At 73.1% G+C, this 23,098-nt stretch carries 21 protein-coding genes, 1 tRNA gene and 1 pseudogene; 12 read left to right on the top strand and 11 right to left on the bottom strand.

Features of this window, described 5'->3' with window-relative positions:
- Positions 1-217: 217 nt before the first annotated feature.
- Positions 218-535: pseudogene (locus FB558_RS05065) on the top strand (mycothiol transferase); the annotation flags it as partial.
- A gap of 178 nt (positions 536-713) precedes the next feature.
- On the top strand, positions 714-1,436 hold the full coding sequence (locus tag FB558_RS05070; protein ID WP_142048576.1) for a ParB N-terminal domain-containing protein: 723 nt from the start codon (positions 714-716) through the stop codon (positions 1,434-1,436).
- Positions 1,437-1,546: 110 nt separating this feature from the next.
- Here the strand turns inward: FB558_RS05070 and FB558_RS05075 are convergent.
- Positions 1,547-1,621: transfer RNA gene (locus tag FB558_RS05075), tRNA-Val, on the bottom strand.
- Positions 1,622-1,638: 17 nt separating this feature from the next.
- Positions 1,639-2,103 carry a peroxiredoxin gene (locus tag FB558_RS05080; protein ID WP_142048578.1) on the bottom strand — a complete coding sequence of 155 codons (465 nt, stop codon included), beginning with the start codon at positions 2,101-2,103 and terminating at the stop codon, positions 1,639-1,641.
- Between the two features lie 73 nt (positions 2,104-2,176).
- Between FB558_RS05080 and FB558_RS05085 the strand changes: the two genes are divergently transcribed.
- Positions 2,177-3,706: a phospholipase D family protein gene (locus FB558_RS05085; protein WP_142048580.1), complete on the top strand. Its 1,530-nt coding sequence runs from the start codon at positions 2,177-2,179 to the stop codon at positions 3,704-3,706.
- A 138-nt stretch (positions 3,707-3,844) separates the two neighbouring features.
- On the opposite strand, the gene FB558_RS05090 is transcribed toward FB558_RS05085, so the two are convergent.
- On the bottom strand, positions 3,845-4,279 hold the full coding sequence (locus tag FB558_RS05090) for a DUF3052 domain-containing protein (protein ID WP_142048582.1): 435 nt from the start codon (positions 4,277-4,279) through the stop codon (positions 3,845-3,847).
- A gap of 177 nt (positions 4,280-4,456) precedes the next feature.
- On the opposite strand from FB558_RS05090, the gene aceE reads away from it, so the two are divergent.
- The 7 genes from aceE (at position 4,457) to FB558_RS05125 (ending at position 12,604) form a co-directional block, all read left to right on the top strand.
- The gene (gene aceE / locus FB558_RS05095; protein ID WP_425467968.1) at positions 4,457-7,285 is read left to right on the top strand and encodes a pyruvate dehydrogenase (acetyl-transferring), homodimeric type; all 2,829 of its coding nucleotides are present in this window, start codon (positions 4,457-4,459) and stop codon (positions 7,283-7,285) included.
- 202 nt (positions 7,286-7,487) lie between these two features.
- A complete protein-coding gene (locus tag FB558_RS05100) occupies positions 7,488-7,694 on the top strand; it encodes a cold-shock protein (protein WP_075941971.1) in 207 nt (68 codons plus the stop codon).
- 122 nt (positions 7,695-7,816) lie between these two features.
- Positions 7,817-8,950, top strand: a complete 1,134-nt coding sequence (locus FB558_RS05105) for a PucR family transcriptional regulator (RefSeq protein ID WP_142048586.1) — start codon at positions 7,817-7,819, stop codon at positions 8,948-8,950.
- Positions 8,951-9,101: 151 nt separating this feature from the next.
- Positions 9,102-10,046 (top strand): ACP S-malonyltransferase, encoded by a 945-nt coding sequence (locus FB558_RS05110; protein ID WP_142048588.1) that lies wholly within the window; start codon positions 9,102-9,104, stop codon positions 10,044-10,046.
- A complete protein-coding gene (locus tag FB558_RS05115) occupies positions 10,043-11,029 on the top strand; it encodes a beta-ketoacyl-ACP synthase III (protein WP_142048590.1) in 987 nt (328 codons plus the stop codon). Before FB558_RS05110 ends, FB558_RS05115 begins: the two co-directional genes overlap by 4 nt.
- Positions 11,030-11,099: 70 nt before the next feature.
- Positions 11,100-11,342 (top strand): acyl carrier protein, encoded by a 243-nt coding sequence (locus FB558_RS05120; protein WP_094925099.1) that lies wholly within the window; start codon positions 11,100-11,102, stop codon positions 11,340-11,342.
- The gene (locus tag FB558_RS05125) at positions 11,339-12,604 is read left to right on the top strand and encodes a beta-ketoacyl-[acyl-carrier-protein] synthase family protein (RefSeq protein WP_142048592.1); all 1,266 of its coding nucleotides are present in this window, start codon (positions 11,339-11,341) and stop codon (positions 12,602-12,604) included. The genes FB558_RS05120 and FB558_RS05125 overlap by 4 nt, the downstream gene beginning before the upstream one ends.
- A gap of 12 nt (positions 12,605-12,616) precedes the next feature.
- On the opposite strand, the gene FB558_RS05130 is transcribed toward FB558_RS05125, so the two are convergent.
- The 5 genes from FB558_RS05130 to FB558_RS05150 form a co-directional block, all read right to left on the bottom strand.
- Positions 12,617-13,159: a hypothetical protein gene (locus FB558_RS05130; protein WP_142048594.1), complete on the bottom strand. Its 543-nt coding sequence runs from the start codon at positions 13,157-13,159 to the stop codon at positions 12,617-12,619.
- A 26-nt stretch (positions 13,160-13,185) separates the two neighbouring features.
- Positions 13,186-14,649, bottom strand: a complete 1,464-nt coding sequence (locus tag FB558_RS05135) for a peptide MFS transporter (RefSeq protein ID WP_142048596.1) — start codon at positions 14,647-14,649, stop codon at positions 13,186-13,188.
- Between the two features lie 142 nt (positions 14,650-14,791).
- On the bottom strand, positions 14,792-15,280 hold the full coding sequence (locus FB558_RS05140; RefSeq protein WP_170231192.1) for a DUF3145 domain-containing protein: 489 nt from the start codon (positions 15,278-15,280) through the stop codon (positions 14,792-14,794).
- 160 nt (positions 15,281-15,440) lie between these two features.
- Complete coding sequence (locus FB558_RS05145; protein WP_142048598.1) at positions 15,441-16,352, bottom strand: right-handed parallel beta-helix repeat-containing protein; 912 nt, start codon at positions 16,350-16,352, stop codon at positions 15,441-15,443.
- Between the two features lie 66 nt (positions 16,353-16,418).
- Positions 16,419-17,465, bottom strand: coding sequence for an MBL fold metallo-hydrolase (locus FB558_RS05150; RefSeq protein ID WP_142048599.1), 1,047 nt, complete (start codon positions 17,463-17,465; stop codon positions 16,419-16,421).
- Positions 17,466-17,615: 150 nt separating this feature from the next.
- Here FB558_RS05150 and FB558_RS05155 point away from each other — a divergent pair, with 150 nt between their 5' ends.
- Positions 17,616-19,043 (top strand): alanine/glycine:cation symporter family protein, encoded by a 1,428-nt coding sequence (locus tag FB558_RS05155; RefSeq protein WP_459216008.1) that lies wholly within the window; start codon positions 17,616-17,618, stop codon positions 19,041-19,043.
- Here FB558_RS05155 and FB558_RS05160 read toward each other — a convergent pair.
- Entirely contained in the window at positions 19,040-20,623 is a 1,584-nt protein-coding gene (locus FB558_RS05160; protein WP_142053711.1) for a multicopper oxidase family protein, read from the bottom strand. The genes FB558_RS05155 and FB558_RS05160 overlap by 4 nt on opposite strands.
- 28 nt (positions 20,624-20,651) lie before the next feature.
- Positions 20,652-21,050: a hypothetical protein gene (locus FB558_RS05165; protein ID WP_142048603.1), complete on the bottom strand. Its 399-nt coding sequence runs from the start codon at positions 21,048-21,050 to the stop codon at positions 20,652-20,654.
- Positions 21,051-21,156: 106 nt separating this feature from the next.
- Between FB558_RS05165 and FB558_RS05170 the strand changes: the two genes are divergently transcribed.
- A complete protein-coding gene (locus tag FB558_RS05170) occupies positions 21,157-22,047 on the top strand; it encodes a LysR family transcriptional regulator (RefSeq protein ID WP_246106258.1) in 891 nt (296 codons plus the stop codon).
- Between the two features lie 10 nt (positions 22,048-22,057).
- Here FB558_RS05170 and sigJ read toward each other — a convergent pair whose 3' ends face one another.
- Positions 22,058-22,969 (bottom strand): RNA polymerase sigma factor SigJ, encoded by a 912-nt coding sequence (sigJ, locus tag FB558_RS05175; RefSeq protein ID WP_142048605.1) that lies wholly within the window; start codon positions 22,967-22,969, stop codon positions 22,058-22,060.
- Positions 22,970-23,098: the final 129 nt, after the last annotated feature.

Below are 23,098 nucleotides of genomic sequence, written 5' to 3' on the forward strand. Positions count from 1 at the left end.
CGTGCGGCGCGCAACGATCAGGTCCGTGATCGATCCGAGCCGCGCCCCACAGCGGCCGGCACCACCCCCACGTGCAGCTCACAGCGATCACGAGGCCATGGTCACTCCGAGCCGTACGCCACAGCGCCGGCGCCACCCTCACGTGCGGCTCACTGCGATCACGAGGACGTGATCGGTCCGAGCCGCACCCCACAGCGGCCGCCACCGTCAGGTACGGCTCACGATCAAGCACCTGACGGTATCCGAGCGGTTCTGGTTCGGCGGAGCCACGATCGACGACATGGCGGCGGCCGCGGCACTCGCCAGTGACGACACCGTGGCCGGACTCGTCGCCGGGTACAACCGCTCCACGCAGGAGTCCGACGTGATCATCGCCGGGTGGACCGACCTCGACCAGATCATCGACACTCCGGCGAACGGCAGGCCGCGCTGCACCGCCCGATGGATCCTCCAGCACATGATCACCGAGACGGCCCGCCATGCGGGCCACGCCGACATCCTGCGCGAGCGGATCGACGGAGCGGTCGGCCGGTAGGCCGCCATCGCTCCCGGCGGATCAGAGGCCTCGCGGGCGCGATGGTCCCGAGGACCACAAACGATCTCCAACAGCGACCGTCAGCCCTTGATCGCCGCGGTGACCTGCCATCGGCCGCCCACGCAACCCGGGCCCCGAAGACACGAGGTGGGCCGCAGTGCCGCCTTACAGTGAGGGAATGGGTGAGTGGTGGCGGGACCTGCGCGGCGACGACCCGGACGGCCGTGCGCCGCTGGTCTTCGCGGACGCGATCGCCGCGTTGGGCCGGGACGGCGACATGATCGTCTACCCGGACGACGTGCGCACCGACCGGATCGTGGGCACCGTGGGGCGTGCCGGGGACTTCGACGCGCGGTTCCGGTTGCTGAACCGGGCGTTGCGGTCGCGTCACCGCTCGGTGGCGGATGCCGTGGCCTGCGGGATCGTGCTGCCCCGGGTGGAGCTGATCCAGCTCGGCGAGATGTACTTCGTGGTCGACGGGCACCACCGGGTGTCGGTGGCCCGGGAGCGCGAGCAGCACAGCGTACCGGCGATCGTCCGTCGAATCTGCACGACGGCGTACGCGATGTGGTGCCTGCGGCTGTCGCACCTGGCCAGCAAGGCGGCCGAGCGGGAGTTCCTGCTGCGGGTGTCGCTGCCCGACGAGACCCGGTCCGAGCTGTGGTTGGACCGTCCCGCCGACTGGGCGCGGTTGGCCGACGCCGCCGAGGCCTGGGGGTTTCGCCGTGGACTGGCCGGTATCGGCCCGCGCGAGCTGGGGCAGCGCTGGTGGGCCGACGAGGTGGTGCCGCTGGTCGGTCGGCTGCGGGCGAGCGGGCGGGGCGTCGGCCTGCGAGACATCGAGCTGTACGCCGCAGCGCTCGCCGATCGGGACCGCTGCACCGGCCGTACGTCGAGCTGACCCGGAGCAGGACCCACCGGGACGCGGTAGCCCGTCGTCGGCTCGACGAGGCTGCGCTGCTCCTCGCGCGTCCCGCCCGTCGGACGTCCCGGCACATGTCCTGGTCGGACTGGTGGGCGCGGCAGGGTTCGAACCTGCGACCGCTCGGGTGTAAGCCGAGTGCTCTCCCGCTGAGCTACGCGCCCTGAGGGCGGGACCGACCCTATCCGGCGAGCGCCGCGACCGCCTTCTTCCAGACCGCCTGGTCGCGCGCCTCACCGGGCTGGTTGACCTCGGCGAACCGCACGACGCCCGACTTGTCGACCAGGAACGTGCCCCGCAGGGCCATGCCGCGGACCTCCTGGAACACACCGTAGGCCTGGGCCACGGCGCCGTGGGGCCAGAAGTCCGACAGCAGCGGGAAGCGGTAGCCCTCGGCGTCCGCCCACGCCTTGAGGGTGTACGGGTGGTCGACGGAGACCGCGAGGATCTGCAGGTCGTCGTTCTGGAAGCTCGCGAGGTCGTCGCGCACGGCGGACAGCTCCCCCCGGCAGGTGCCGGAGAACGCGAACGGGTAGAAGACCAGCAGCACGTTGCGCTCGCCGCGGAACGACGAGAGCGTGATCTCCTGGTTGTCCTGGTCCTTGAGCGTGAAGTCCGGTGCCTCGGTGCCGGCCTCGGGCGCCATCGCGTGATCTCCTCGACTCGTGCGGTGCGGTCGCGGGGAGCCTAGTCTCCGCGGCCGGCGGGAAGGGGTGGGGATGCGGACCGAGGACTGGTTCCTCGCGGGCGCCGAGCGCGGCAACGACGCGTGCCGGCTGCCCGAGTGGTGCGAGGGGAACCGGGTCGTGGCGCACGTGCACGGGTCGGCCTACTTCGCCCGCCTCGTCGACGAGGTGCGGCGGCTGGGGCGCGGCGACCACCTCTTCTTCACCGACTGGCGCGGCGACGCCGACGAGCGCCTCTGCCCCGGCGGGCCGACCGTCGGCGAGCTGTTCTGCGACGCCGCACGCCGCGGCGTGCTCGTGAAGGGGCTGATGTGGCGCTCGCACCGCGACGAGCTGTCCTACAGCGAGGAACAGAACCGCCAGCTCGGGGACGAGGTCAGCGCAGCGGGCGGCGAGGTGCTGCTGGACCAGCGGGTGCGCCGGGCCGGGTCGCACCACCAGAAGCTGGTGGTGCTGCGCCGCCCCGGTGCCCCCGAGCGCGACGTCGCGTTCGCGGGCGGCATCGACCTGTGCCACTCCCGCCGCGACGACGCCACGCACGCGGGCGACCCGCAAGCGGTGCCGATGTCGGGGGCATACGGCGACCGGCCGCCGTGGCACGACGTGCAGCTCGAGGTGCGCGGCCCGGCCGTCGGCCTGCTCGACGCGGTGTTCCGGGAGCGCTGGGAGGACCCGCACTCGCTGGACACGCACAACCCGATCGCGCACCTGCGCGACCTGTTCTTCCGGGCCGACCTGGTCGCCGACCCGCTGCCGGAGCGCCCGCCGGACCCGCCACCCGCGGGGGACGCGCGCGTGCAGGTCCTGCGCACCTACCCGGCCATCCGGCCCGGCTACCCCTTCGCGCCCCGCGGCGAGCGGTCGGTGGCCCGCGGCTACGCGAAGGTGCTGCGGCGGGCGCGGCGGCTGGTCTACCTCGAGGACCAGTACATGTGGTCCCCGCACATCGCCGAGCTGCTCGCGGACGCCCTGCGCCGCAGCCCCGAGCTGCACCTCGTCGTGGTCGTGCCCCGCCACCCCGACGTCGACGGCGGGTTCGCGCTGCCGCCCAACCAGGTCGGGCGCCTGCAGGCCATCGAGGTGTGCCACCGGGCGGCCCCGGACCGCGTGCACGTCTACGACCTGGAGAACCACGAGGGCACGCCGGTGTACGTGCACGCGAAGGTCGCCGTCGTCGACGACACGTGGGCGTGCGCGGGCAGCGCGAACCTCAACCGGCGCTCCTGGACCCACGACAGCGAGCTGTCGGTCGCCGTCCTGGACGCTGCGTTCGCCCGCGACCTGCGGCTGGAGCTGCTGCGCGAGCACCTCGACCGGGACCCCGGCGACGACGCCGACCTGGTCGAGGCGGACGGCGCAGTGCGCGCCGTCGAGGCCGCGGCCGACGCGCTGGACGCATGGCACGACGCCGGCCGGACGGGCCCACGACCCGCGGGCCGGCTGCGCCGGCACCGACCCGAACGGATGAGCAAGCTCACCCGGTCGTGGGCGGTGCCCGCGTACCGGATGCTCTACGACCCGGACGGCCGCCCCTGGCGGGACCGTTTCCGGCACCGCTGGTGAGGACCTGCCGGGAGCAGGGGCTCGGCTCTCAGCGCTGCCTGTTCGCTCCTCAAGCTCCGCTCAGCGCCGTCTGTTCGCTCCGCGAGCTCCGCTCAGCGCCCTCTGTTCGCTCCGCTCAGCGCCCTCTGTTCGCTCCGCTCAGCGCTTCGACTTCGCCGACTTCGGCGACACCAGCCGCGCCCCGACCCAGCTGTCGCTGACCGTGACGTTGGACGTCTGCGAGAGCCCCGCCGTCGGGGCGGCCTCGGCGATCTCGCTGGGCTCGACGTGCCCGGTCCGACCGGTCTTCGGGGTCAGGACCCAGATCACGCCGTTGTCCGCGAGCGGACCGATGGCGTTGATCAGGGCGTCGACCAGGTCGCCGTCCCCGTCCCGCCACCACATCAGGACGAGGTCCACCACCTCGACGGCGTCCTCGTCGAGAAGCTCGTCCCCGGCTCTCTCCTCGACGGCGTCGCGCACCGCCTCGTCGACGTCGGTGTCCCAACCGAGCTCCTGGACGACCATTCCCGGCTCGACGCCGAGCTTGCCCGCGATGTCGGACGAACGTCCGGCATCATCCGCGGCGACCACGCGTGTACCCCTTTACCTCGTACCCTGGTTCGACCGGCCCTGACTGGTGCAGGTCCGGCCCGTCGGTTGCGGAATCCGAACACGACGACTGTCCGGCGCGCAACCACTCGTTACGAGATCGAGCGCCGAGGGGCACGATAGGGGACGACAGCAGCGTCCACCGACTCAGCACGAGCCATGCAGGGAGATCCCTTGACCGGCCAGAACAACGACGGCAGTACCCGGACTTCTGGGTCTGGGCCGCGCCGCGTGCACGTCATCCGCGACGGGCTCGCCGCGCACCTGCCGGACATCGATCCCGAGGAGACGGCCGAGTGGCTCGACTCCTTCGACGCCATGCTCGACGCCGCGGGTCAGCAGCGGGCTCGGTACCTGATGCTCCGGATGCTGCAGCGCGCCCGGGAGCGGCACGTCGGCGTTCCCTCGCTGACCAGCACGGACTACGTCAACACCATCCCCACCGACCGCGAGCCGTGGTTCCCCGGTGACGAGGAGGCCGAGCGGGCCTACCGCCGCTGGATCCGCTGGAACGCCGCGATGACGGTGCACCGCGCGCAGCGGCCCGGCATCGGCGTGGGCGGGCACATCTCGTCCTACGCGTCCTCGGCCACGCTCTACGAGGTGGGTTTCAACCACTTCTTCCGGGGCAAGGACCACCCGGGTGGGGGTGACCAGATCTACATCCAGGGCCACGCCTCCCCCGGCATCTACGCCCGCGCCTACCTCGAGGGGCGGCTGACGGAGGACCGGCTCGACGGGTTCCGCCAGGAGCTCTCGCACGGCGGGCCCGGCCACGGCCTCCCGTCCTACCCGCACCCGCGCCTGATGCCGGACTTCTGGGAGTTCCCCACGGTCTCGATGGGCATCGGCCCGATGAACGCGATCATGCAGGCCCGGTTCAACCGGTACCTGGGTGACCGCGGGCTGTCCGACACCTCCCAGCAGCAGGTGTGGGCGTTCCTCGGCGACGGCGAGATGGACGAGCCGGAGTCCCGCGGGATGATCCACGTGGCGGCCACCGAGGGTCTGGACAACCTCACGTTCGTCATCAACTGCAACCTGCAGCGCCTCGACGGGCCGGTCCGCGGCAACGGCAAGATCATCCAGGAGCTGGAGTCGTTCTTCCGCGGCGCCGGCTGGAACGTGATCAAGGTGATCTGGGGCCGGGAGTGGGACTCCCTGCTGCACGCCGACCGCGACGGCGCGCTGATCAACCTGATGAACCAGACGCCGGACGGCGACTACCAGACCTACAAGGCCAACGACGGCGGCTACGTGCGCGACCACTTCTTCGGCCGCGACCCGCGGACGAAGGCCCTGGTCGAGCCGATGTCCGACGCCGACATCTGGAACCTCAAGCGCGGCGGGCACGACTACCGCAAGGTCTACGCCGCCTACGCGGCGGCGCTGGAGCACGAGGGCCAGCCCACCGTCATCCTCGCGAAGACCATCAAGGGCTACGGGCTGGGCTCGCACTTCGCGGGCCGCAACGCCACGCACCAGATGAAGAAGCTCTCGCTGGACGACCTCAAGGAGTTCCGCGACTCGCAGCGCATCCCGATCCCGGACAAGGACCTCGAGGCCGACCCGTACCTGCCCCCGTACTACCACCCGGGCGAGGACGACCCGGCCATCCGCTACATGCAGGAGCGGCGGCGGACCCTCGGCGGGCACCTGCCCTCGCGGCGCGTCACGGCGAAACCGCTGGTGCTGCCGGGCGACAAGGTCTACGACATCGTCCGCAAGGGCTCGGGCAAGCAGGAGGTCGCCACCACGATGGCGTTCGTCCGGCTGCTGCGCGAGCTCGTCAAGGACCCCGAGATCGGCGGCCGGTTCGTGCCGATCATCCCGGACGAGGCGCGCACGTTCGGGATGGACTCCATGTTCCCGACGCAGAAGATCTACAACCCGAACGGGCAGCAGTACACGTCCGTGGACGCCTCGCTGATGCTGGCCTACCGCGAGAGCGAGCAGGGCCAGCTGCTGCACGAGGGGATCAACGAGGCGGGCTCCGTGGGCTCGTTCACCGCGGCGGGCACCTCGTACGCCACGCACGGCGAGCCGATGATCCCGGTCTACGTCTTCTACTCGATGTTCGGGTTCCAGCGCACCGGCGACTCGATCTGGGCCGCGGCCGACCAGATGGCGCGCGGCTTCCTCGTCGGCGCCACGGCCGGACGCACCACGCTCACCGGCGAGGGCCTGCAGCACAACGACGGGCACTCGATGCTGCTCGCGGGCACCAACCCGGCCGTCGTGTCCTACGACCCGGCGTTCTCCTTCGAGGTGGCGCACATCGTCAAGGACGGGCTCCGCCGCATGTATGGGGCACGCACGGACGGGGGTGACGGCGACACGCTCGAGGGCGAGAACGTCATCTACTACCTGACGGTCTACAACGAGCCCTACGTGCAGCCCGCCGAGCCCGAGGGCCTCGACGTCGACGGGCTGCTGCGCGGCATCTACCGGTACGCGGCCAGCCCGCGGTCCGAGGGCCCGCAGGTGCGGCTGCTGGCGTCGGGCGTCGCGGTGCCGTGGGCGCTGCAGGCCCGCGACATGCTGGCCGAGCAGTGGGGTGTGGGCGCCGAGGTGTGGTCGGTGACCTCGTGGGGCGAGCTGCGCCGCGACGGCGTCGAGTGCGAGCAGCACAACCTGCTGCACCCGGACGCCGAGCCGCGCGTCCCCCACGTCACCCGGGCGCTCGACGGGGACGCCCCCGTGGTCGCGGCCTCGGACTGGATGCGGGCGCTGCCCGACCTGGTCCGCCAGTGGGTACCGGCGCCGTTCACCAGCCTCGGCACCGACGGGTTCGGCCTGTCCGACACGCGCCCCGCGGTGCGCAGGCACTTCAACGTCGACGCCGAGTCCATCACGGTGGCGGCGCTGGCCACGCTCGCCGGGCGCGGCGAGTTCGACCGCGCCGCGGTGGCCGAGGCCGCCGCGAAGTACCGGATCGACGACCCGCAGGCCGCCGGACCGCAGACCAGCGACAGCGGAGTGGCCTGACCCCGCCGGTGCGGGAGAGCCGCGTCGCCGCGCGAACGCGGCTCTCCCACGCCACCGGTCGCCGAAAAAACACTGGTCATCAACTCTCGGCAGCGGGGCCCGAACACGATACGCTCCGGCGCGACGCCGGCGCGGGTGATCTCGCGAACGGTGTCCCGACCGGGGCGGACGTGCCCCGGCACCAGGTACGAGGAGAGCAAGAATGGCAGAGGGCACCGTCAAGTGGTTCAACAGCGAGAAGGGCTACGGCTTCCTCGCTCCTGACGGTGGTGGCGCGGACGTGTTCGTGCACTACTCGGCGATCCAGACCAACGGGTACAAGAGCCTCGACGAGGGTCAGCGGGTGTCGTTCGACATCGAGCAGGGCCAGAAGGGCCCGCAGGCCACCAAGGTCACCCCGCTCGGCTGATCGCCGGAACACCGGCAGGTCCTGACGCTGCAGGTCCCGGCGCTGCCGCGCCGGTATCGACGGCCACCCTCCGCAGGCTGGAGCTGGCCGCTGGAGACCTGGCTGCCGCATGCCTCGCGGCGATGGAGCAGCGGCTGCCGTGGTTCGCCCGGCTGCCGGCCGGCATGCGGGCGGGCGTCCAGCTCGTCACGCAGACCGGGGTCGCCAACTTCGTCGCCTGGCTCGGCCAGCGCGGCGAACGGGTGCGGCTCACGGCGGAGGCGTTCCGCATCGCGCCGCGCGATCTGGCGCGCCGGCTCACCCTGTCCCAGACCGTCGACCTCGTCCGCATCGCGACGCAGGTCTTCGAGCAGCAGCTGCCACCGTTGGCGGCGGACGAGGCCGAGCGCCGCGCCCTGGTCGAGGGCGTCCTGCGGTTCGGGCGGGAGATCGCCTTCTCCGCGGCCACCGTGTACGCGGGCGAGGCGGAGAACCGCGGGGCCTGGGACGCGCGCGTCGAGGCCGTGGTGGTCGACGCCGTCGTCCGCGGGCCCGGCGCGGATCCGGGCAGCACCGCCCGCAGCAGTGCCGACGGCCTCGTCTCACGCGCGTCCGCGCTGGGGTGGGACCCGACCGAGCCGTTGCGCGTGGTGGTCGGCACCCCTGCGCCGGAAGCCCGTGAGGACCTGCTGTCCGAGGTGCGCCGCGAGGCGGACCGCTCGGGCCAGTCCGTGCTCGTCGGGGTGCAGGGCAACCGGCTCGTCGTCCTGCTCTCGGAGCCGCCCGGGCTCGACACGGGCGGTGACATCGGCACGGTCGTCGAGGCCTTCGGGCCCGGCCCCGTCGTCGTGGGGCCACGCGTCGCCGACCTCACCACCGCGCACGTCAGCGCCCGCGATGCGCTCGCCGGCCTGCGGGCGGCGCCCGCCCGGCCGGACGCCCCGCGCCCCGTGGCGGCGGACGACCTGCTGCCGGAGCGCGCGCTCGCCGGCGACCCGGTGGCGCACCGCAAGCTCGTCACGGCCTACGTCGACCCGCTGACCGCGGCGGGCGGCGAGCTGCTCACCACGCTCGCCACGTTCCTCGACGGCGGTGGCGCGCTCGAGGCGTGCGCCCGCGCGTTGTTCGTCCACGCCAACACCGTGCGCTACCGGCTGCGCCGCGTGAGCGAGCTCACCGGGCTGCAGCCCACCGATCCGCGCGACGCGCTGGTGCTGCGCATCGCCGTCCTGGCCGCCAGACTGGGCACCGACCGCGGCCCGGAAGACCCCGGGTGAGCTGCGGAGACCCGACGAACGAGGACGGTGGCGCAGTGCAGTACCCCGACGGACGGGACGACGTCGTTGGAGGAAACCTCCAAACCCCGCTGCCGGACTTGGTGGGCGTCAGGGGTGCCCCCGCGGACCGCGACCGGGTTTGCTCGCAGTCGTGATAGCCCTCCTCGCGCCCGGCCAGGGTTCGCAGACCCCGGGAATGCTCGCCCCGTGGCTCGACGGGCGGGAAGGCTCCGACGCCGCCGCGGAGACCCTCGCCCGCTGGTCCGCCGACACCGGTCTCGACCTGCGCCGCCTCGGCACCACGGCCGACGCCGACGAGATCAAGGACACCGCCGTCACGCAGCCGCTGGTGGTCGCCACCGCGTTGCTGGCCGCCGCCCGGCTCGGCGAGCGCACCGCGCTCCCCGCCGCCGCGCCCGTCGCCGGGCACTCCGTCGGCGAGCTCGCCGCGGCCGCCGTGGCCGGGGTCCTCTCCCCCGACGCCGCGGTGTCGCTCGCCGCGGTGCGCGGCCGGGAGATGGCCGCCGCGTGCGCCCTCGAGCCGACGGGCATGAGCGCGGTCCTCGGCGGGAAACCCGACGAGGTGCTGGCGAAGCTCGCCGAGCTGGGGCTGGACCCGGCGAACCGCAACGGAGCGGGTCAGGTCGTCGCGGCCGGTCCGCTCGAGACGCTCGAGGCACTGGCCGCCGCCCCGCCCGAACGCGCCCGCGTGATCCCGCTGCCGGTGGCGGGCGCGTTCCACACGCGCTTCATGGCCCCCGCCGAGGACGCGATGCGCCGCCACGCCGAGTCCGTCACCGCGGCCGACCCCGCGCGGCCGCTGCTCTCCAACGCCGACGGCGACGTCGTCACCGGCGGCGCGGAGGCGCTGCGCCGGCTGGTCGCGCAGGTCACCCGCCCCGTGCGGTGGGACTCCTGCATGGCCCGGCTGCGCGAGCTCGGCGTCACCGCGGTGATCGAGCTGCCGCCCGCGGGCACGCTCGTCGGCCTCGTCAAGCGCGAGCTCAAGGGCACGGCGACGCTGGCCCTCAAGACTCCCGACGACCTCGACAAGGCCGTCGCCCTCATCACCGAGCACGCGGGAGCCGACACGTGACATCCCTCCGAACCGCGCGGGCCGCCGCCGGCGCCCGGCTCCTCGGCCTGGGCAGCACGCAGCCCGAGAACGTCGTCACCAACGACGACCTCGCCCAGCGCATGGACACCAACGACCAGTGGATCCGCGAGCGCGTCGGCATCCAGAGCAGGCGCATCGCCGAGGAGGGCACGCTGCTGGTCGACATGGCGGCCGAGGCAGGCTCCCGGGCGGTCAAGGACTCCGGCCTCGCCCCGACCGAGATCGACACCGTCATCGTGGCGACCTGCACCATGCCCAACGGGATCCCGAACGCCGCGGCGCAGACCGCGGAGCGCATCGGCATCCCCGCGCCGGGGGCGTTCGACCTGAACGCCGCCTGCGCCGGCTTCTGCTACGGGATGGGCACCGGCGCCGACCTCGTCCGCGCGGGTTCCGCGCGGAACGTGCTGGTGATCGGCGCGGAGAAGCTGTCGGACTGGATCGACTGGACCGACCGCTCCACCGCGATCATCTTCGCCGACGGCGCGGGCGCCGCGGTCCTCGGACCGGCCGCCGACGAGGCCTCGGTCGGCGTCGGGCCGCTGGCCTGGGGCAGCGCGGGCGACATGGCCCAGACCATCCGCGTCAACCCGGACACCAACGCCCTCTACCAGGAGGGCCAGGCCGTCTTCCGCTGGGCGACCACGAAGATCGCCCCGATCGCCCTGAAGGCCATCGAGCTGGCCGGCGTCACGCCCGCCGACATCGACGTCTTCGTCCCCCACCAGGCCAACCTGCGCATCGTCGAGGCCGTCGCCAAGCGGCTGCGTGCCTCGGGGGCCCGCGACGACATGGTCGTGGCCGACGACATCGTGCACTCCGGCAACACCTCCTCGGCGTCGATCCCGCTCGCGCTCGACCACATGCGGGCCGCGGGCCGCGTGCGCTCCGGCGACACCGTGCTGCTCGTCGGTTTCGGCGCCGGCCTGTCCTACGCGGGCCAGGTCGTCGTCTGTCCTTAGGATCCCTGCGGAACCCGCGCGGATCAGCTCGCGTGACAAGCTCCAGTCCCCCACCAGAAGGAGAACCACCGTGGCCGACAACACCGAGATCCTCAGCGGGCTCGCCGAGATCGTCGAGGAGGTCGCCGGCATCGACACCGCCGAGGTGTCCGCCGAGAAGTCCTTCGTCGACGACCTCGACATCGACTCGCTGTCCATGGTCGAGATCGCCGTGCAGGCCGAGGACAAGTTCGGCGTGAAGATCCCGGACGACCAGCTGGCCGAGCTGAAGACGGTCGGCGACGCCGTCGACTACATCCAGAAGAACCAGTGACTTCCCAGGTCGGCGGCACCCAGGTCGAGGTCGTCGTCACCGGGCTCGGCGCGACGACCCCGCTCGGTGGGGACGTCGCGTCGACCTGGGAAGCCATGCTCGCCGGGCGCTCCGGCGTCCGGCGGATCGACGACGACGAGCACGAGTGGGTGACCCGCCACCAGCTCCCGGTCAAGATCGCCGCGCCGCTCGCGGTGGCGCCGACGGAGGTGCTGCCCCGCGTCAAGGCCCGGCGCCTGGACCGCTGCGAGCAGGTCGCCCTCGTCGCCGCCAAGGAGGCGTGGGAGCACGCCGGACTGGGCGAGCCGGGCGAGCAGGTGGACCCCGAGCGGCTCGGCGTCGTCATCGGCACCGGGATCGGCGGCGCCGTCACCCTCCTCGACCAGGACGACCTGCTCGAGTCCGACGGCCTGCGCAAGGTCTCGCCGCTCACCGTGCCGATGCTGATGCCGAACGGTCCCGCGGCCTGGGTCGGCATCGAGTACGGCGCCCGCGGCGGGGTGCACGCACCGGTCTCCGCGTGCGCGTCCGGCGCCGAGGCGCTGGCCTGGGCGCTGACCCTGCTGCGCAGCGGCGAGGTCGACGTCGTGCTCGCCGGCGGCGCCGAAGCCTGCATCACGGGCATCACGGTGGCCGGTTTCGTGCAGGCCCGCACGCTCTCGCAGCGCAACGACGACCCGGAGCGGGCCTCGCGTCCCTTCGACACCGGGCGCGACGGGTTCGTGCTCGGCGAAGGAGCCGGGGTGCTGGTGCTGGAACGGGCCGAGCACGCCGCGGCCCGCGGTGCCACCGTGCACGGCCGCCTCGCCGGGGCCGGGCTCACCGCCGACGCCTACCACATCACCGGCCCCGAGCCGGAGGGCGTCGGGCAGTCGCGGGCCATCGCCAAGGCGGTCCGCGAGGCCGGGCTCGACCCCTCCGACGTCGGGCACGTCAACTGCCACGCGACCTCCACGGTGGCGGGCGACGTGGGCGAGACCCGTGCCGTCCGCAAGGCGCTCGGCGACCACCCGGTGCTCACCGCGCCCAAGTCGGCGCTGGGGCACCTGGTCGGCGCGGCCGGCGCCGTCGAGAGCATCGTCACCCTCCTCTCGATCAAGGAGGGGGTCATCCCGGCCACGCTCAACCTCGAGGAGCTCGACCCGGGCGTCGAGCTCGACGTGGTGGCGGGCGAGCCCCGCAAGGTCGACCTCACGGCGGCGGTCTGCGACTCGTTCGGCTTCGGCGGTCACAACGCCGCCGTCGCGTTCACGAAGGTCTGACCGGACCCCGCGTCAGCACTCCTCGGGCGCGGAGCTGCCGCCCCCGGTCACGTCGATCAGGGGCGGCACTCCGCGCATCGGCAGGGTCGAGCGCCAGCAGATGCGCTCCGCCTGCAGGTCTGCCGGCGCGTCCTGCAACGCCTGCGCGCTGACGAAACGCACCCGCACCAGCAGGCCGCCGTCGACATCGGCGTCGATCCGGTCCACCCGGATCGTGCCGTCCCGGGTCGTCGCGTACGCGTCCTGCCAGTCGTCCTCGGGCAGCGCCTCCGCCCGGGCGGGCACCACCGTGGTGCGCCACCCGGCGTAGTCGCGCTCGTTGATCGCGTCGTAGTGGCGCTGCAGCTGCGCGCGCACGGAGTCGGCCGCCGGGTGCTGCGCGGCGTCCGCGGAGAGCTGAACCTCCCCCGACCCCACTCCCTCGGCGGGCACGGACGGTGGTGCGGCGAGCGGTGCGGGCCCGGCCGTCGCCCGGGTGGCGAGCGCGGTCGCCCCGCCCGCCACGAGCAGCGCACCGAGCAGCAGCGCGACGGCAGGCGTCGCCCAGCGGGTCACAGCGGGGTCCTCCCAGGGCAGTACACCTAGTGCACGCCTTCCATGTGGCGCACGATCCACGGGCTGAGCGCGAGCACGACCAGCCCGATCACGATCACGACCGCACCGTTGAGGCCGAAGTAGGCGAACTCGGCGTCCGGCGAGTAGAACTTCGCCAGCACGCCGGACATCGACGTCCCGAGGCCCACGGAGAAGAAGTACAGCGCCATCATCTGCGCGCGGAACGACTCCGGCCCGAGCTTCGTGGTGACCGACAGCCCGATCGGCGAGAGCATCAGCTCGGAGATCGCGAACAGCGCGAGGATGAACAGCACGGCCACGGCGGGTGTGCTGGGCCCGGTACCGCCCGCGAAGATCAGGAAGAGCAGGAACGCCACGCCCATCCCGATCACGCCGAACGCGAACTTGTGCGGGGTCGAGGGCGCGCGCCGCCCGAGCCGCGTCCAGAGCGCCGCGAACACCGGCGACAGGATGATGATCCAGATCGGTTCCAGGGAGCCGATCCAGGACGCGGGCGCGGTCCAGCCGAAGATCGTCCAGTCCATCCGCTCGTCCGAGTACACCGCGAGCACGGTGAAGATCTGCTGGAACAGCGACCAGAACGCTGCGTTGGCGATGAACAGCGGGATGTAGGCGCGCAGCTTGGTGCGCTCGCTCGCCGTCACCTTCGGGCTCGTGAACATCGTGGCGAAGTACGCGATCGACCCGACGACCAGCACACCGGTGACCACGCGGGGCAACGTCGCCAGCGTCACCAGCCCGGTGAGCGCGACGACCGCGATCACCACGACGATCGCCACGCCGATCCCGACGGCCTTGGGCAGCGCCGAGCGCGGCAACGGGTTGGGCGCGTGCCGTCCTGCGTCGCCGAGGTTGCGGCGGAACAGCCCGTACTGGAGCAGCCCCAGCGCCATGCCGACGGCCGCGGCCCCGAACCCGACGTGGAACCCCGCGGAGGTCTGCAGCAGCCCGGTGATGAGCGGCCCGATGAACGCCCCGAGGTTGATGCCCAGGTAGAACAGGGTGAAGCCGCCGTCGCAGCGCGGGTCGTCCTTCTCGTAGAGGGTGCCGAGCAGCGACGAGGCGTTGGCCTTCAGCGCCCCGCTGCCCAGCGCGACGAGCACGAGGCCCACCCCGACGCCGGACAGCCCCGGCAGCACGGCGAGCGCGATGTGGCCGAGCATCACCACGACGCCGCCGTAGAAGACCATCCGCTCCATGCCGAGCACGCGGTCGGCGAGCCACCCGCCCAGCACCGTGCTCAGGTAGACCACGCCGCCGTAGGCACCGACGATGCCCGTGGCGGTGGCCTGCGGCAGGCCGAGCCCGCCCTCCTCGAGGCTGTAGTACAGGTAGTACCCCAGGATGAGGATCATCCCGTAGAACGAGAACCGTTCCCACAGCTCCACACCGAACAGGTTCGTCAGCCCGATCGGGTGACCGAAGACCGTTCGACGTGATGGGCCGGCCGTCCCGACTGTGTCCGCCACCGTTGCCGTCCTCCCGTTGCCGCGCAGGGGATCTGCCCCGCGGATCCCGGCGATGCTAACGGCCGAACGGAGTAGCGGTCGCTCGTCCGGGTGAGGTTCGGACCGTTTCGTCCGACTCCTCGTCCGGATCGTTACCGGCCGGTCACCCCACCTGGTGCAGCAGCGTCATGGGGGCGCCGTCGCCGGCCAGTCGGAACGGCTCGAGCGCGTCGTCCCACGGTCCGCCGAGCAGCTCGTGCACCCGCCCGGCGAGGCGGTTCGCCGGCACCTCGGCCACCAGGCTGCGCAGCCGGTCCTCCCCCACCACGATGTCGCCGTTGGCGCTCGTGCGCCCGCTCCACAGGCCGAGCGTCGGCACGTGGCAGAACCGCTCGCCGTCGACACCCGGGCTGGGTTCCTCGGCCACCTCGAAGCGCAACATCGGCCACGCCCGCAGGGCGCCGGCGAGCGCCCCGCCGCTGCCCGCGGGACCACTCCAGCTGCACTCGGCCCGCATCTGGCCGGGAGCGGCGGGCTGTGGAGCCCACTGCAGCGAGACCTTGGACCCGAGCACGCCGGAGATCGCCCACTCGACGTGCGGACAGACCGCAGTCGGCGACGAGTGGACGAAGACCACGCCGCGTGCATTCACTGCAGACCTCCAACGTCGACGAGGAACGTCTTCCCCTACGCCCTCGTGTCCCGTTCGGGTCCGCCGATCTCGGTTGTGGTGATCAGTCTGCCCGGTGCGGCGCGACTCGCGCCAGCCGGGCTGCCGCCCGGGCGTGTCGCACCCCGGGAGGCGTCACCGGTCAGGGCAGCGGCAACCGCCCCCCGTCCAGGTAGGTGTTGTCCTCCAGCACCGCGCGCCGCGACACGCGCAGCGGCGCCTGCTCGGCGTCGCGGCGGAACCGGTTGCCGGTGATCCGGACGTCCGAGGGCATCCGCGGCTCGTCCTGGCGCAGCGTGTAGCGGCCGCCGCCGAGCACGTTGCCCCGGATCACCACGGGTCCCTCGCGGGCCTCCGCCGGGTCCTCGGGCGCCAGCAGGACCGCGCTGTCGCGGCCGGGGCCGCTGCCCAGCTCCACGGTGTTGTCCTCGACGAGGACGTCGCGGCCCGTGCCCCGCACGACCAGCGCGGACGCCGCGTCGCCGGGAGCGGTGGCGAAGTCGTGCACGCTGCTGTTGCGCAGCCGCGCGGAGTCGCCGAGCCGGGCGCCGTCGCGCGTCACGCCGCAGATCTCCACCCGCTCGCCGCTCCAGTGGTCCCCGCCGATCGCGGCCTCCGGGAAGTCCCCCGTGAGCGTGACGTCCTCGATGCGCACCGAGCCCTCGCCCTCCGTGCGGATGCCGAAGGGCGTGGAGCCGTCGCCGACGATCCGGCTGCGGCGCACCACGACGTCCGGCGCCGCGACGACGATCCCGCCGCGCACCTCCCAGCCGTCCAGCACGGCGCCCGGCACGGTGACGGTGCGCGGCCCGCTCGGGCACAGCGTGACGTCGGCCGGGACGCCGACGCTGCCGCGCTCGGGGATCCGGTAGGGGCCCGCGGCGGCGCACTCGACGACCGCTACCGCGGGGGCGAGCGCGACGGTGGGCGCCGACACCCCCGGGAACGTCGTGCCGTCCGTGGCGACGAGGACCCCCGTGACGGCGAGACCGCACGTGGCCAGGGCCAGGCCGCCGCGCGCGAACGCGCGCACCGATCCCCGGGGCCTCGACATGGAGCAGAGCGTACGGCCGGACGGCGCAGCTGTCGCCGGTGGGGTTCTACGAAGAGTGAATCGTTATCACGATGTGTAGTGGACGATGCCGTTCTGCTCCCGAGCGGTCACGAGGCCCCGCTCGGCCAGCACCTCCAGGTGCGCCCCGGTCTCCAGGGTGGCGAGCATCGCGTTGAACAGGTCGAGCTCGGCCAGCGGCGTGTCCCGGCGGGTCCAGGGCAGCACCTCGGCCACCTCGTAGGCGGTGGACCGCCCCGCCTCCACGGCGGCGAGCGTGGCGTCGAGGCGTTTCGCGTGGTGGGCGATCAGCTCGTCCACGCGCTGGTGCACGCTCATGCCGGTGGGTCCGTGCGCGGGGAGCAGCACCGCGTCCGGGCGGTTGCGCACCAGTTCGAGGGACGCGAGGAACTCGGCCAGCGGGCTCGCGGGCGGCTTCGGCTCCAGCCCGAGCGACGGCGTGATCCGCGGGAGCACGTGGTCACCGGCGAACAGCAGCTCACCGGCCTCGTCGGCGAACACGACGTGCCCGCGCGTGTGCCCGGGCGTGGCGACGGCCCGGAGCACCCGGCGGTCCCGCGCGTCGGCGTCGACGACGATCTCGGCGCCGTCCTCGATCCACTCGTCGGGCAGCCCCCAGTCGGCCGGGTCGAACGATCGCTCGCCGAGCGCCTCCAGCTGCCGGATCACTTCCTGCGCGCCCGCACGGCGCAGCCGGTCGCGGTGCGCCGGTCCGGTCGGCGGCCGGTTCAGCGCCTCGAGGGAGGGCTGCTCCCCGCGGCCGACGGCCACCGGTGTGCCGAACTCGCGGCGCAGCGCCACCGCCTGCGTGTAGTGGTCGCGGTGCGCGTGGGTGACCAGGAAGCGCCGGACGTCGCCGAAGCCCGCCCCGAGCTGCCCCAGCGCGGCGTCGAGGACCTCGCGGGCCCGCGACAGCGCCCAGCCGGCGTCGATCAGCGTGAGGCCGTCGCCGTCGGCGAGGGCGTACACGTTCACCGCGCGCAGCCCGTCGTTCGGCAGGGGCAACGGGATCCGGTGCACCCCCGGGGCGCAGCGGTACACGCCGGGAGCCGTCCAGTCCCCTGCCGGGTCGTCCTCGAAGATCACGCGTGGCATCCCTCCTGCGCCCGGTGCGCCCCGGTGCGCCGGGAGGACACGTTACGTCCCGGGTCGGCCGCCGAGGGGCGGAGGTGACCACCGTGATACTGCTGTGCGGCGCCGTCACCTTCTCCGCGAAGCCGAGGGACACCTGCAATGACCGATGCCATCCAGGCATTCCTGGACGCCGCGTCCTCCTTCATCTGGGGGCCGTTCTTCCTCATCCCGCTGCTGCTGGTCGTGGGTGTCTACCTCACGGTGCGGCTGCGCGGTCTGCAGTTCCGCGTGCTGTTCCACGCCCTGTGGCTGGCGCTCGTCCGGCGCAACGAGAAGGGCGGCGAGGGGGACATCTCCCACTACCAGGCGCTGAGCACGGCGCTGGCCGCCACGGTCGGCGTCGGCAACATCGCCGGTGCGGCCCTCGCGATCGGGGTCGGCGGCCCCGGCGCGCTGTTCTGGATGTGGGTGACCGGCCTGCTGGGCATGGCCACCAAGTACAGCGAGGCGCTGCTCGGCGTGCGCTACCGCCGCCCCGACTCCAAGGGCGAGATGAGCGGCGGCCCGATGTTCTACCTGCGCCACGGTCTCGCCGAGAAGTTCGGCGCCGGCAGCACCGGCGCCCGCGTCGGCGTGGCGCTGGGCTTCCTGTTCGCCCTCTTCGGCGCCGTGGCCTCGTTCGGCATCGGCAACATGACCCAGGCCAACGCGGTGGCCGCCCAGCTCGACTCCACCTTCGGCATCCCCACCTGGGCCTCGGGTCTCGGGATGGTCGTCCTGGTCGGTGCCGTCATCCTGGGCGGGATCAAGAGCATCGGCCGGTTCGCCGCCGGCGCCGTCCCACTGATGATCATCGTCTACGTGGTCTCCGCCCTGCTCGTACTGGCGGTGCACGTGGCCGACATCCCCGCCGCGCTGGCGCTGGTCGTCAGCGACGCCTTCACCGGCACGTCGGTGGTCGGCGGCTTCGCCGGCGCCACCTTCCTGCTCGCGATGCAGCAGGGCATGGCGCGCGGCATCTTCTCCAACGAGTCCGGGCTGGGGACCGGGGGCATCGCGGCGGCCGCGGCCAGGACCGCCCAGCCGGTGCGCCAGGCCATGGTCTCCATGACCCAGACCTTCATCGACACCATCATCGTGGTCACCATGACCGGCCTGGTCATCATCGTCACCGGGGCCTGGAACACCCAGGCCGAGACCGGCGACGGCTCGCTGATGACGAACTGGGCGATGACCGAGGCGTTCGGCGGCATCTCCCCGGCGCTGGCGCCGATCGGCGGCTACGTGGTCGCGATCAGCCTGATGTTCTTCGCCTTCACCACGCTCGTCGGGTGGTCCTACTACGGCGAGCGCTGCCTGGACTTCCTGGTCGGCCGCGCCGCCGTGCTGCCGTTCCGGCTGCTGTTCGTGGCGGTCGCCTACGTCGGCGCCACCTCGGAGCTGAGCCTGGCCTGGACCTTCAGCGACGTGGCCAACGGCCTGATGGCCGTGCCCAACCTGATCGGCCTGCTGGTGCTCTCCGGCGTCGTCATCGCCGAGACCAGGAAGTACTTCGCGGAGCCGGACTGGCGCGACCCCGACCTGGTCGACGCGCGCTAGACGACCTCCAGGTTGGCCATCATGCCCATGTCCTCGTGTTCGGCGTTGTGGCAGTGGAACAGGTAGCGGCCGCGGTAGCCGTCGAACCGGGTGATGATCTCCACCGCTTCGCCCGGCCGCAGTGAGACCGTGTCCTTGAGCCCCGCGTCGTGCGGCAGCGGCGGCCTGCCGCTGCGCGACAGCACCCGGAACCCGACCAGGTGCAGGTGCACGGGGTGGTGGACGTCGGCGACCAGCCGCCACACCTCGACCTCGCCGAGCCCGACGGCGACGTCGGAGCGGGCGGGGTCGAACGGCAGCCCGCCGATCAGCCATCCGTGGTCGCCGCGCATCCGCCCGGCCCGGAAGGCGAAGTCGCGCACGCGGACGGCGTCCGACCGTCGCCAGTCCGGCAGGTCGGTGGACAGCGTGCCCGGGACGCGGCTCTCGTCGAGGGCTCGGCGCGCGACGCGGAAGGCCATCACGTCGCGGGTGCGGCCCGAGCCGAGCCGGTTCACGAGGCTGACGCGGCTGCCGACCGGGGCCCCGGAGAAGTCGACGACCACGTCGTAGCGCTCGGCGGGCGCCACCGGCAGCAGCCGGTGGGTGACCGGCGCGGCGAGGAGCCCCTGGTCGGCACCGATCTGGACGAGGTCGAGCCGGCGCCCGTCGTCGGTGACCGCCTCGAGCTCGTAGTGGCGGGCGTTGGAGGCGTTGAGGATGCGCAGCCGGTAGCGGGCGGCGTCGACCTCGTGCACGGGCCAGGGGGCGCCGTTGACCAGGATCACGTCGCCGAGGACCCCGGCGAGGTAGGGCTCGAGCACGCCCGGCCGTTCGCGCAGGCTGGGGTCCAGCGAGGGGTAGGCGAGGCCGCCGTCGGCGGCGAACGACCGGTCGGTGATCATGAGCGGCAGCTCGCGCGGCCCCGCGGGCAGGCCGAGGTCGTCCTCGGCGTCGTCGCGGACGACGTGCAGCCCGGCCAGGCCGCGCCAGATCGCCGGGGCGGTGAAGTCCATGCGGTGGTCGTGGTACCACAGCAGCGTCGGCCGCTGGTCCAGCGGGAAGGTGTAGTCCCGCGTCCGCTCGGTCACCACCGCCCGCGGGTCGTGCATGCCGTGCGCGGGGCCGTGGGCGGAGGCGTGCCCCGTGTGCGCCTCGTGCCCGCCCGCCGGGAGGACGAGGTCGGTCGGGTACCCGTCGGAGTCCGCGGGCGTCCGGCCGCCGTGCAGGTGCACGACGGTCGGTAGCGGCAGCTCGTTGCGGTGGGTCACGGTGACCGGCCGGCCGCGGCGCGACTCGATCGTCGGCCCGGGGAACGTGCCGCCGTAGGTCCACAGGGGCGTGGTGATGCCGGGCAGGATCTCCGCGCTCGCCTCGCGCTGGGTGATCTCGTACCGATCGGTGCCGCCCGAGGTGGTGACGGGCTCGAGCACGGCGGGGACCGGCAGCGGCACCTGGAAGGCCGGCGGCAGCGGCACGGCGCTGCGCAGCTCGGCGCCGGTGACCGCCGGGCGCCGGGCCAGCGCGGCCGAGGTCGTCAGCCCCGTGGCCGCCATCAGCCCGAGCGCCCCGCCGATGCCCAGCACCCGCCGCCTGGTCATGCCGCCTGCGTCGGCGCGGTGGTCCGGCTCACGCACCGCGGGCCTCCCGCCGCACGAGGGGACGGCGCCAGACGGCGACGAACTGCACGACGAGCGCGGCGACGGTCAGCACGCCCAACGGGAGGTGCAGCCACAGCGCGCCGTCCAGGCCGGCGAAGTACTGCACGGTCTCGGCCACCACCACCGCCGTGGTGGCCAGGAACGGCCACGCCCGGCCCAGCCGCACCCAGACCGCGATCGCCGCGATCACCTGCAGGTAGCCGATGGACGTGACCACGTCGGCGCCGAGCGCGTGCCAGCGCAGGCCGTCGAAGTCGCCGGTCAGGTACACCCCGGCGAACACCGGCTGGCCGAGGATCGCCAGCACGTGCGCGCTGACGACGGCCCGGAACAGCCACGCGGGCGATCCCGGGAAGCGGGTGGTCATGCGGTGTGTCCTCCTGTGCTTTCCCGATGCGAGCACCCGCGACGCTATGCCCGTGTTGTCATCATGTCTAAGATCAGTATCGCTATGAGGCTATGACTCAGGAGGCATGGTGGAGCTGAACTCGCTCAGGCAGTTCCTGGTGGTGGCGCGGCTGGAGCACCTGAGCCGGGCGGCCGAGGAGCTCCGCGTCGCCCAGCCGTCGCTGAGCCGCACCATCGCCCGGCTGGAGGGCGAACTGGGCACACCGCTGTTCGACCGGAGCGGCCGGCTCCGGCTCAACGACACGGGCCGGCTCTTCCGCGACCACGTCGAGCGTTCCCTCGGAGAGCTCGACGCGGGGCGCCGCGCCGTCGCCGAGGCCGCCGACGAGGGCGTCGGCTCCGTGCGGCTGGTGTCGGAGACCTTCCTCACGCTCACCGGTCCGGTCGCGGCCTACAAGCGAGCCCATCCCGCCGTCGAGATCGAGCTCCACTGGGCGCCCGCCGAGGACATGGCACGCCGCCTGCGGGCGCAGGACGTGGACCTGTGCGTCGCCTCGCAGCCGATCCGCGCCGACGGCCTGGAATCGACCCAGCTGTTCGACGAGGCGGTGGGCGTGGGCACGCCACTGGACCACCCGCTCGCGGCGCGCACGTCCGTGGGGGTCGACGAGCTCGTCGACCAGCCCTTCGTCACCGCCCGCGAGGGGCACTGGGTGCGGCGGCTGCACGACCGCCTCTTCGCCGGCAGCGCGCTCGCACCGAAGATCGTCTGCGAGAGCGACGAGCCCAGCGCCATCGCGGACCTCATCGGCGCGGGACTCGGCATCGGCCTCGTGCCGGCCTTCGCCCGCCGCAGCGTCGCGCGCGCCCCGCTCGCGTGGATCCCCGTCGACAGCCCCGACTGCCGTCGCACGGTCACGCTGTACTGGGGCGCCGACAGCCACCTGTCGAGCGCCGCGCGGCGGATGCGCTCCACCATCACGGGCTGGAACTGGGCCGCCGGCGAACCGGGGTGAGGAGTGCGCCTCAGCCCGTCATCCACGAGCGGAGCTTGTCGGGGTTGCGCACCGCCCAGATGCGCGTGATCCGGTCGCCCTCCACCTGGAAGGCCGCCACCGTCACGGTGACGCCGTCGCGCTGCACGACCAGGCCTGGCCTGCCGTTGACCGTGCGCTCCAGGATCGTCTGGTCGCGCAGCCGGCCGGCGAGCCGGACCAGGGAGCGCACGATCCGCTCGGCGCCCTCGATCGGGTGGAGCGCGGTGCTGACCAGGCCACCGCCGTCGGCGGTCGCCCTGACGTCGGGGTCGAGGAGACCGATGAGGGCGTCGATGTCCCCGGCCTCCCAGGCCTGCTTGAAGCTCCTGACGACAGCGGCCTGCCTCGAGGCCGGGGCCGCGGGTGCCTGCGCGGCGCGGATGCGGCGGCGGGCGGAGGAGGCCAGCTGGCGGCACGCCGCCGGAGTCCGGCCGACGATCTCCGCCACTTCGGCGAAGGGGTAGCGGAAGACGTCGTGCAGGACGAACGCGACGCGCTCGGCGGGGGTCATCGCATCGAGCACGACGAGGAAGGCCATGGTGACCGACTCGTCGAGGGTGATCCGGTCGGCCGGATCGATGCTCCGCCCGTCCGATCGTCCGCCCCGCCACTCCGCCGGCTCGGGCAGCGGCTCCGGGATCCACTCGCCCACGTAGGTCTCCCGCCGGACGCGTGCCGAGGAGAGCACGTTGAGGCACAGGCGGCTCGCGACGGTGCTCAGCCAGGCGCCCGGGGACTCGATCGCGTCCTGCTGCTGCCGGGACATGGCGTAGAAGCGGGCGTAGGTCTCCTGGACGACGTCCTCGGCGTCGGCGAGGGAGCCGAGGAGCCGGTACGCCAGGTTGGTCAGCTGACGGCGCTCGCCCGTGATCGCGCTCAGGCCTGGCTCGGACGTGGTCATCGTGTCCTCGACTCCCTCGGTCGCCTTCTCCCCCGTTCGACAGGACAGCGCAGCGAACTGTGAGGTCCGCGCCGGCTCACATCGCGACGTCCTGCGTTGTCGGACCGGTGAGACCGAGAAGGGAACCCC

This window comes from Pseudonocardia kunmingensis, assembly GCF_006716445.1.
Taxonomy (GTDB): domain Bacteria; phylum Actinomycetota; class Actinomycetes; order Mycobacteriales; family Pseudonocardiaceae; genus Pseudonocardia; species Pseudonocardia kunmingensis.

What these genes read in the sequence shown, in the direction of transcription:
- FB558_RS05165 (WP_142048603.1), bottom strand. Translation starts at nt 21,050, where the DNA reads ATGACCACCCGCTTCCCGGGATCGCCCGCGTGGCTGTTCCGGGCCGTC.
- FB558_RS05100 (WP_075941971.1), top strand. Translation starts at nt 7,488, where the DNA reads ATGGCAGAGGGCACCGTCAAGTGGTTCAACAGCGAGAAGGGCTACGGC.
- FB558_RS05145 (WP_142048598.1), bottom strand. Translation starts at nt 16,352, where the DNA reads ATGTCGAGGCCCCGGGGATCGGTGCGCGCGTTCGCGCGCGGCGGCCTG.
- FB558_RS05105 (WP_142048586.1), top strand. Translation starts at nt 7,817, where the DNA reads ATGGAGCAGCGGCTGCCGTGGTTCGCCCGGCTGCCGGCCGGCATGCGG.
- FB558_RS05160 (WP_142053711.1), bottom strand. Translation starts at nt 20,623, where the DNA reads ATGACCAGGCGGCGGGTGCTGGGCATCGGCGGGGCGCTCGGGCTGATG.
- FB558_RS05150 (WP_142048599.1), bottom strand. Translation starts at nt 17,465, where the DNA reads ATGCCACGCGTGATCTTCGAGGACGACCCGGCAGGGGACTGGACGGCT.
- FB558_RS05070 (WP_142048576.1), top strand. Translation starts at nt 714, where the DNA reads ATGGGTGAGTGGTGGCGGGACCTGCGCGGCGACGACCCGGACGGCCGT.
- sigJ (WP_142048605.1), bottom strand. Translation starts at nt 22,969, where the DNA reads ATGACCACGTCCGAGCCAGGCCTGAGCGCGATCACGGGCGAGCGCCGT.
- FB558_RS05170 (WP_246106258.1), top strand. Translation starts at nt 21,157, where the DNA reads ATGGTGGAGCTGAACTCGCTCAGGCAGTTCCTGGTGGTGGCGCGGCTG.
- aceE (WP_425467968.1), top strand. Translation starts at nt 4,457, where the DNA reads ATGCAGGGAGATCCCTTGACCGGCCAGAACAACGACGGCAGTACCCGG.
- FB558_RS05085 (WP_142048580.1), top strand. Translation starts at nt 2,177, where the DNA reads ATGCGGACCGAGGACTGGTTCCTCGCGGGCGCCGAGCGCGGCAACGAC.
- FB558_RS05080 (WP_142048578.1), bottom strand. Translation starts at nt 2,103, where the DNA reads ATGGCGCCCGAGGCCGGCACCGAGGCACCGGACTTCACGCTCAAGGAC.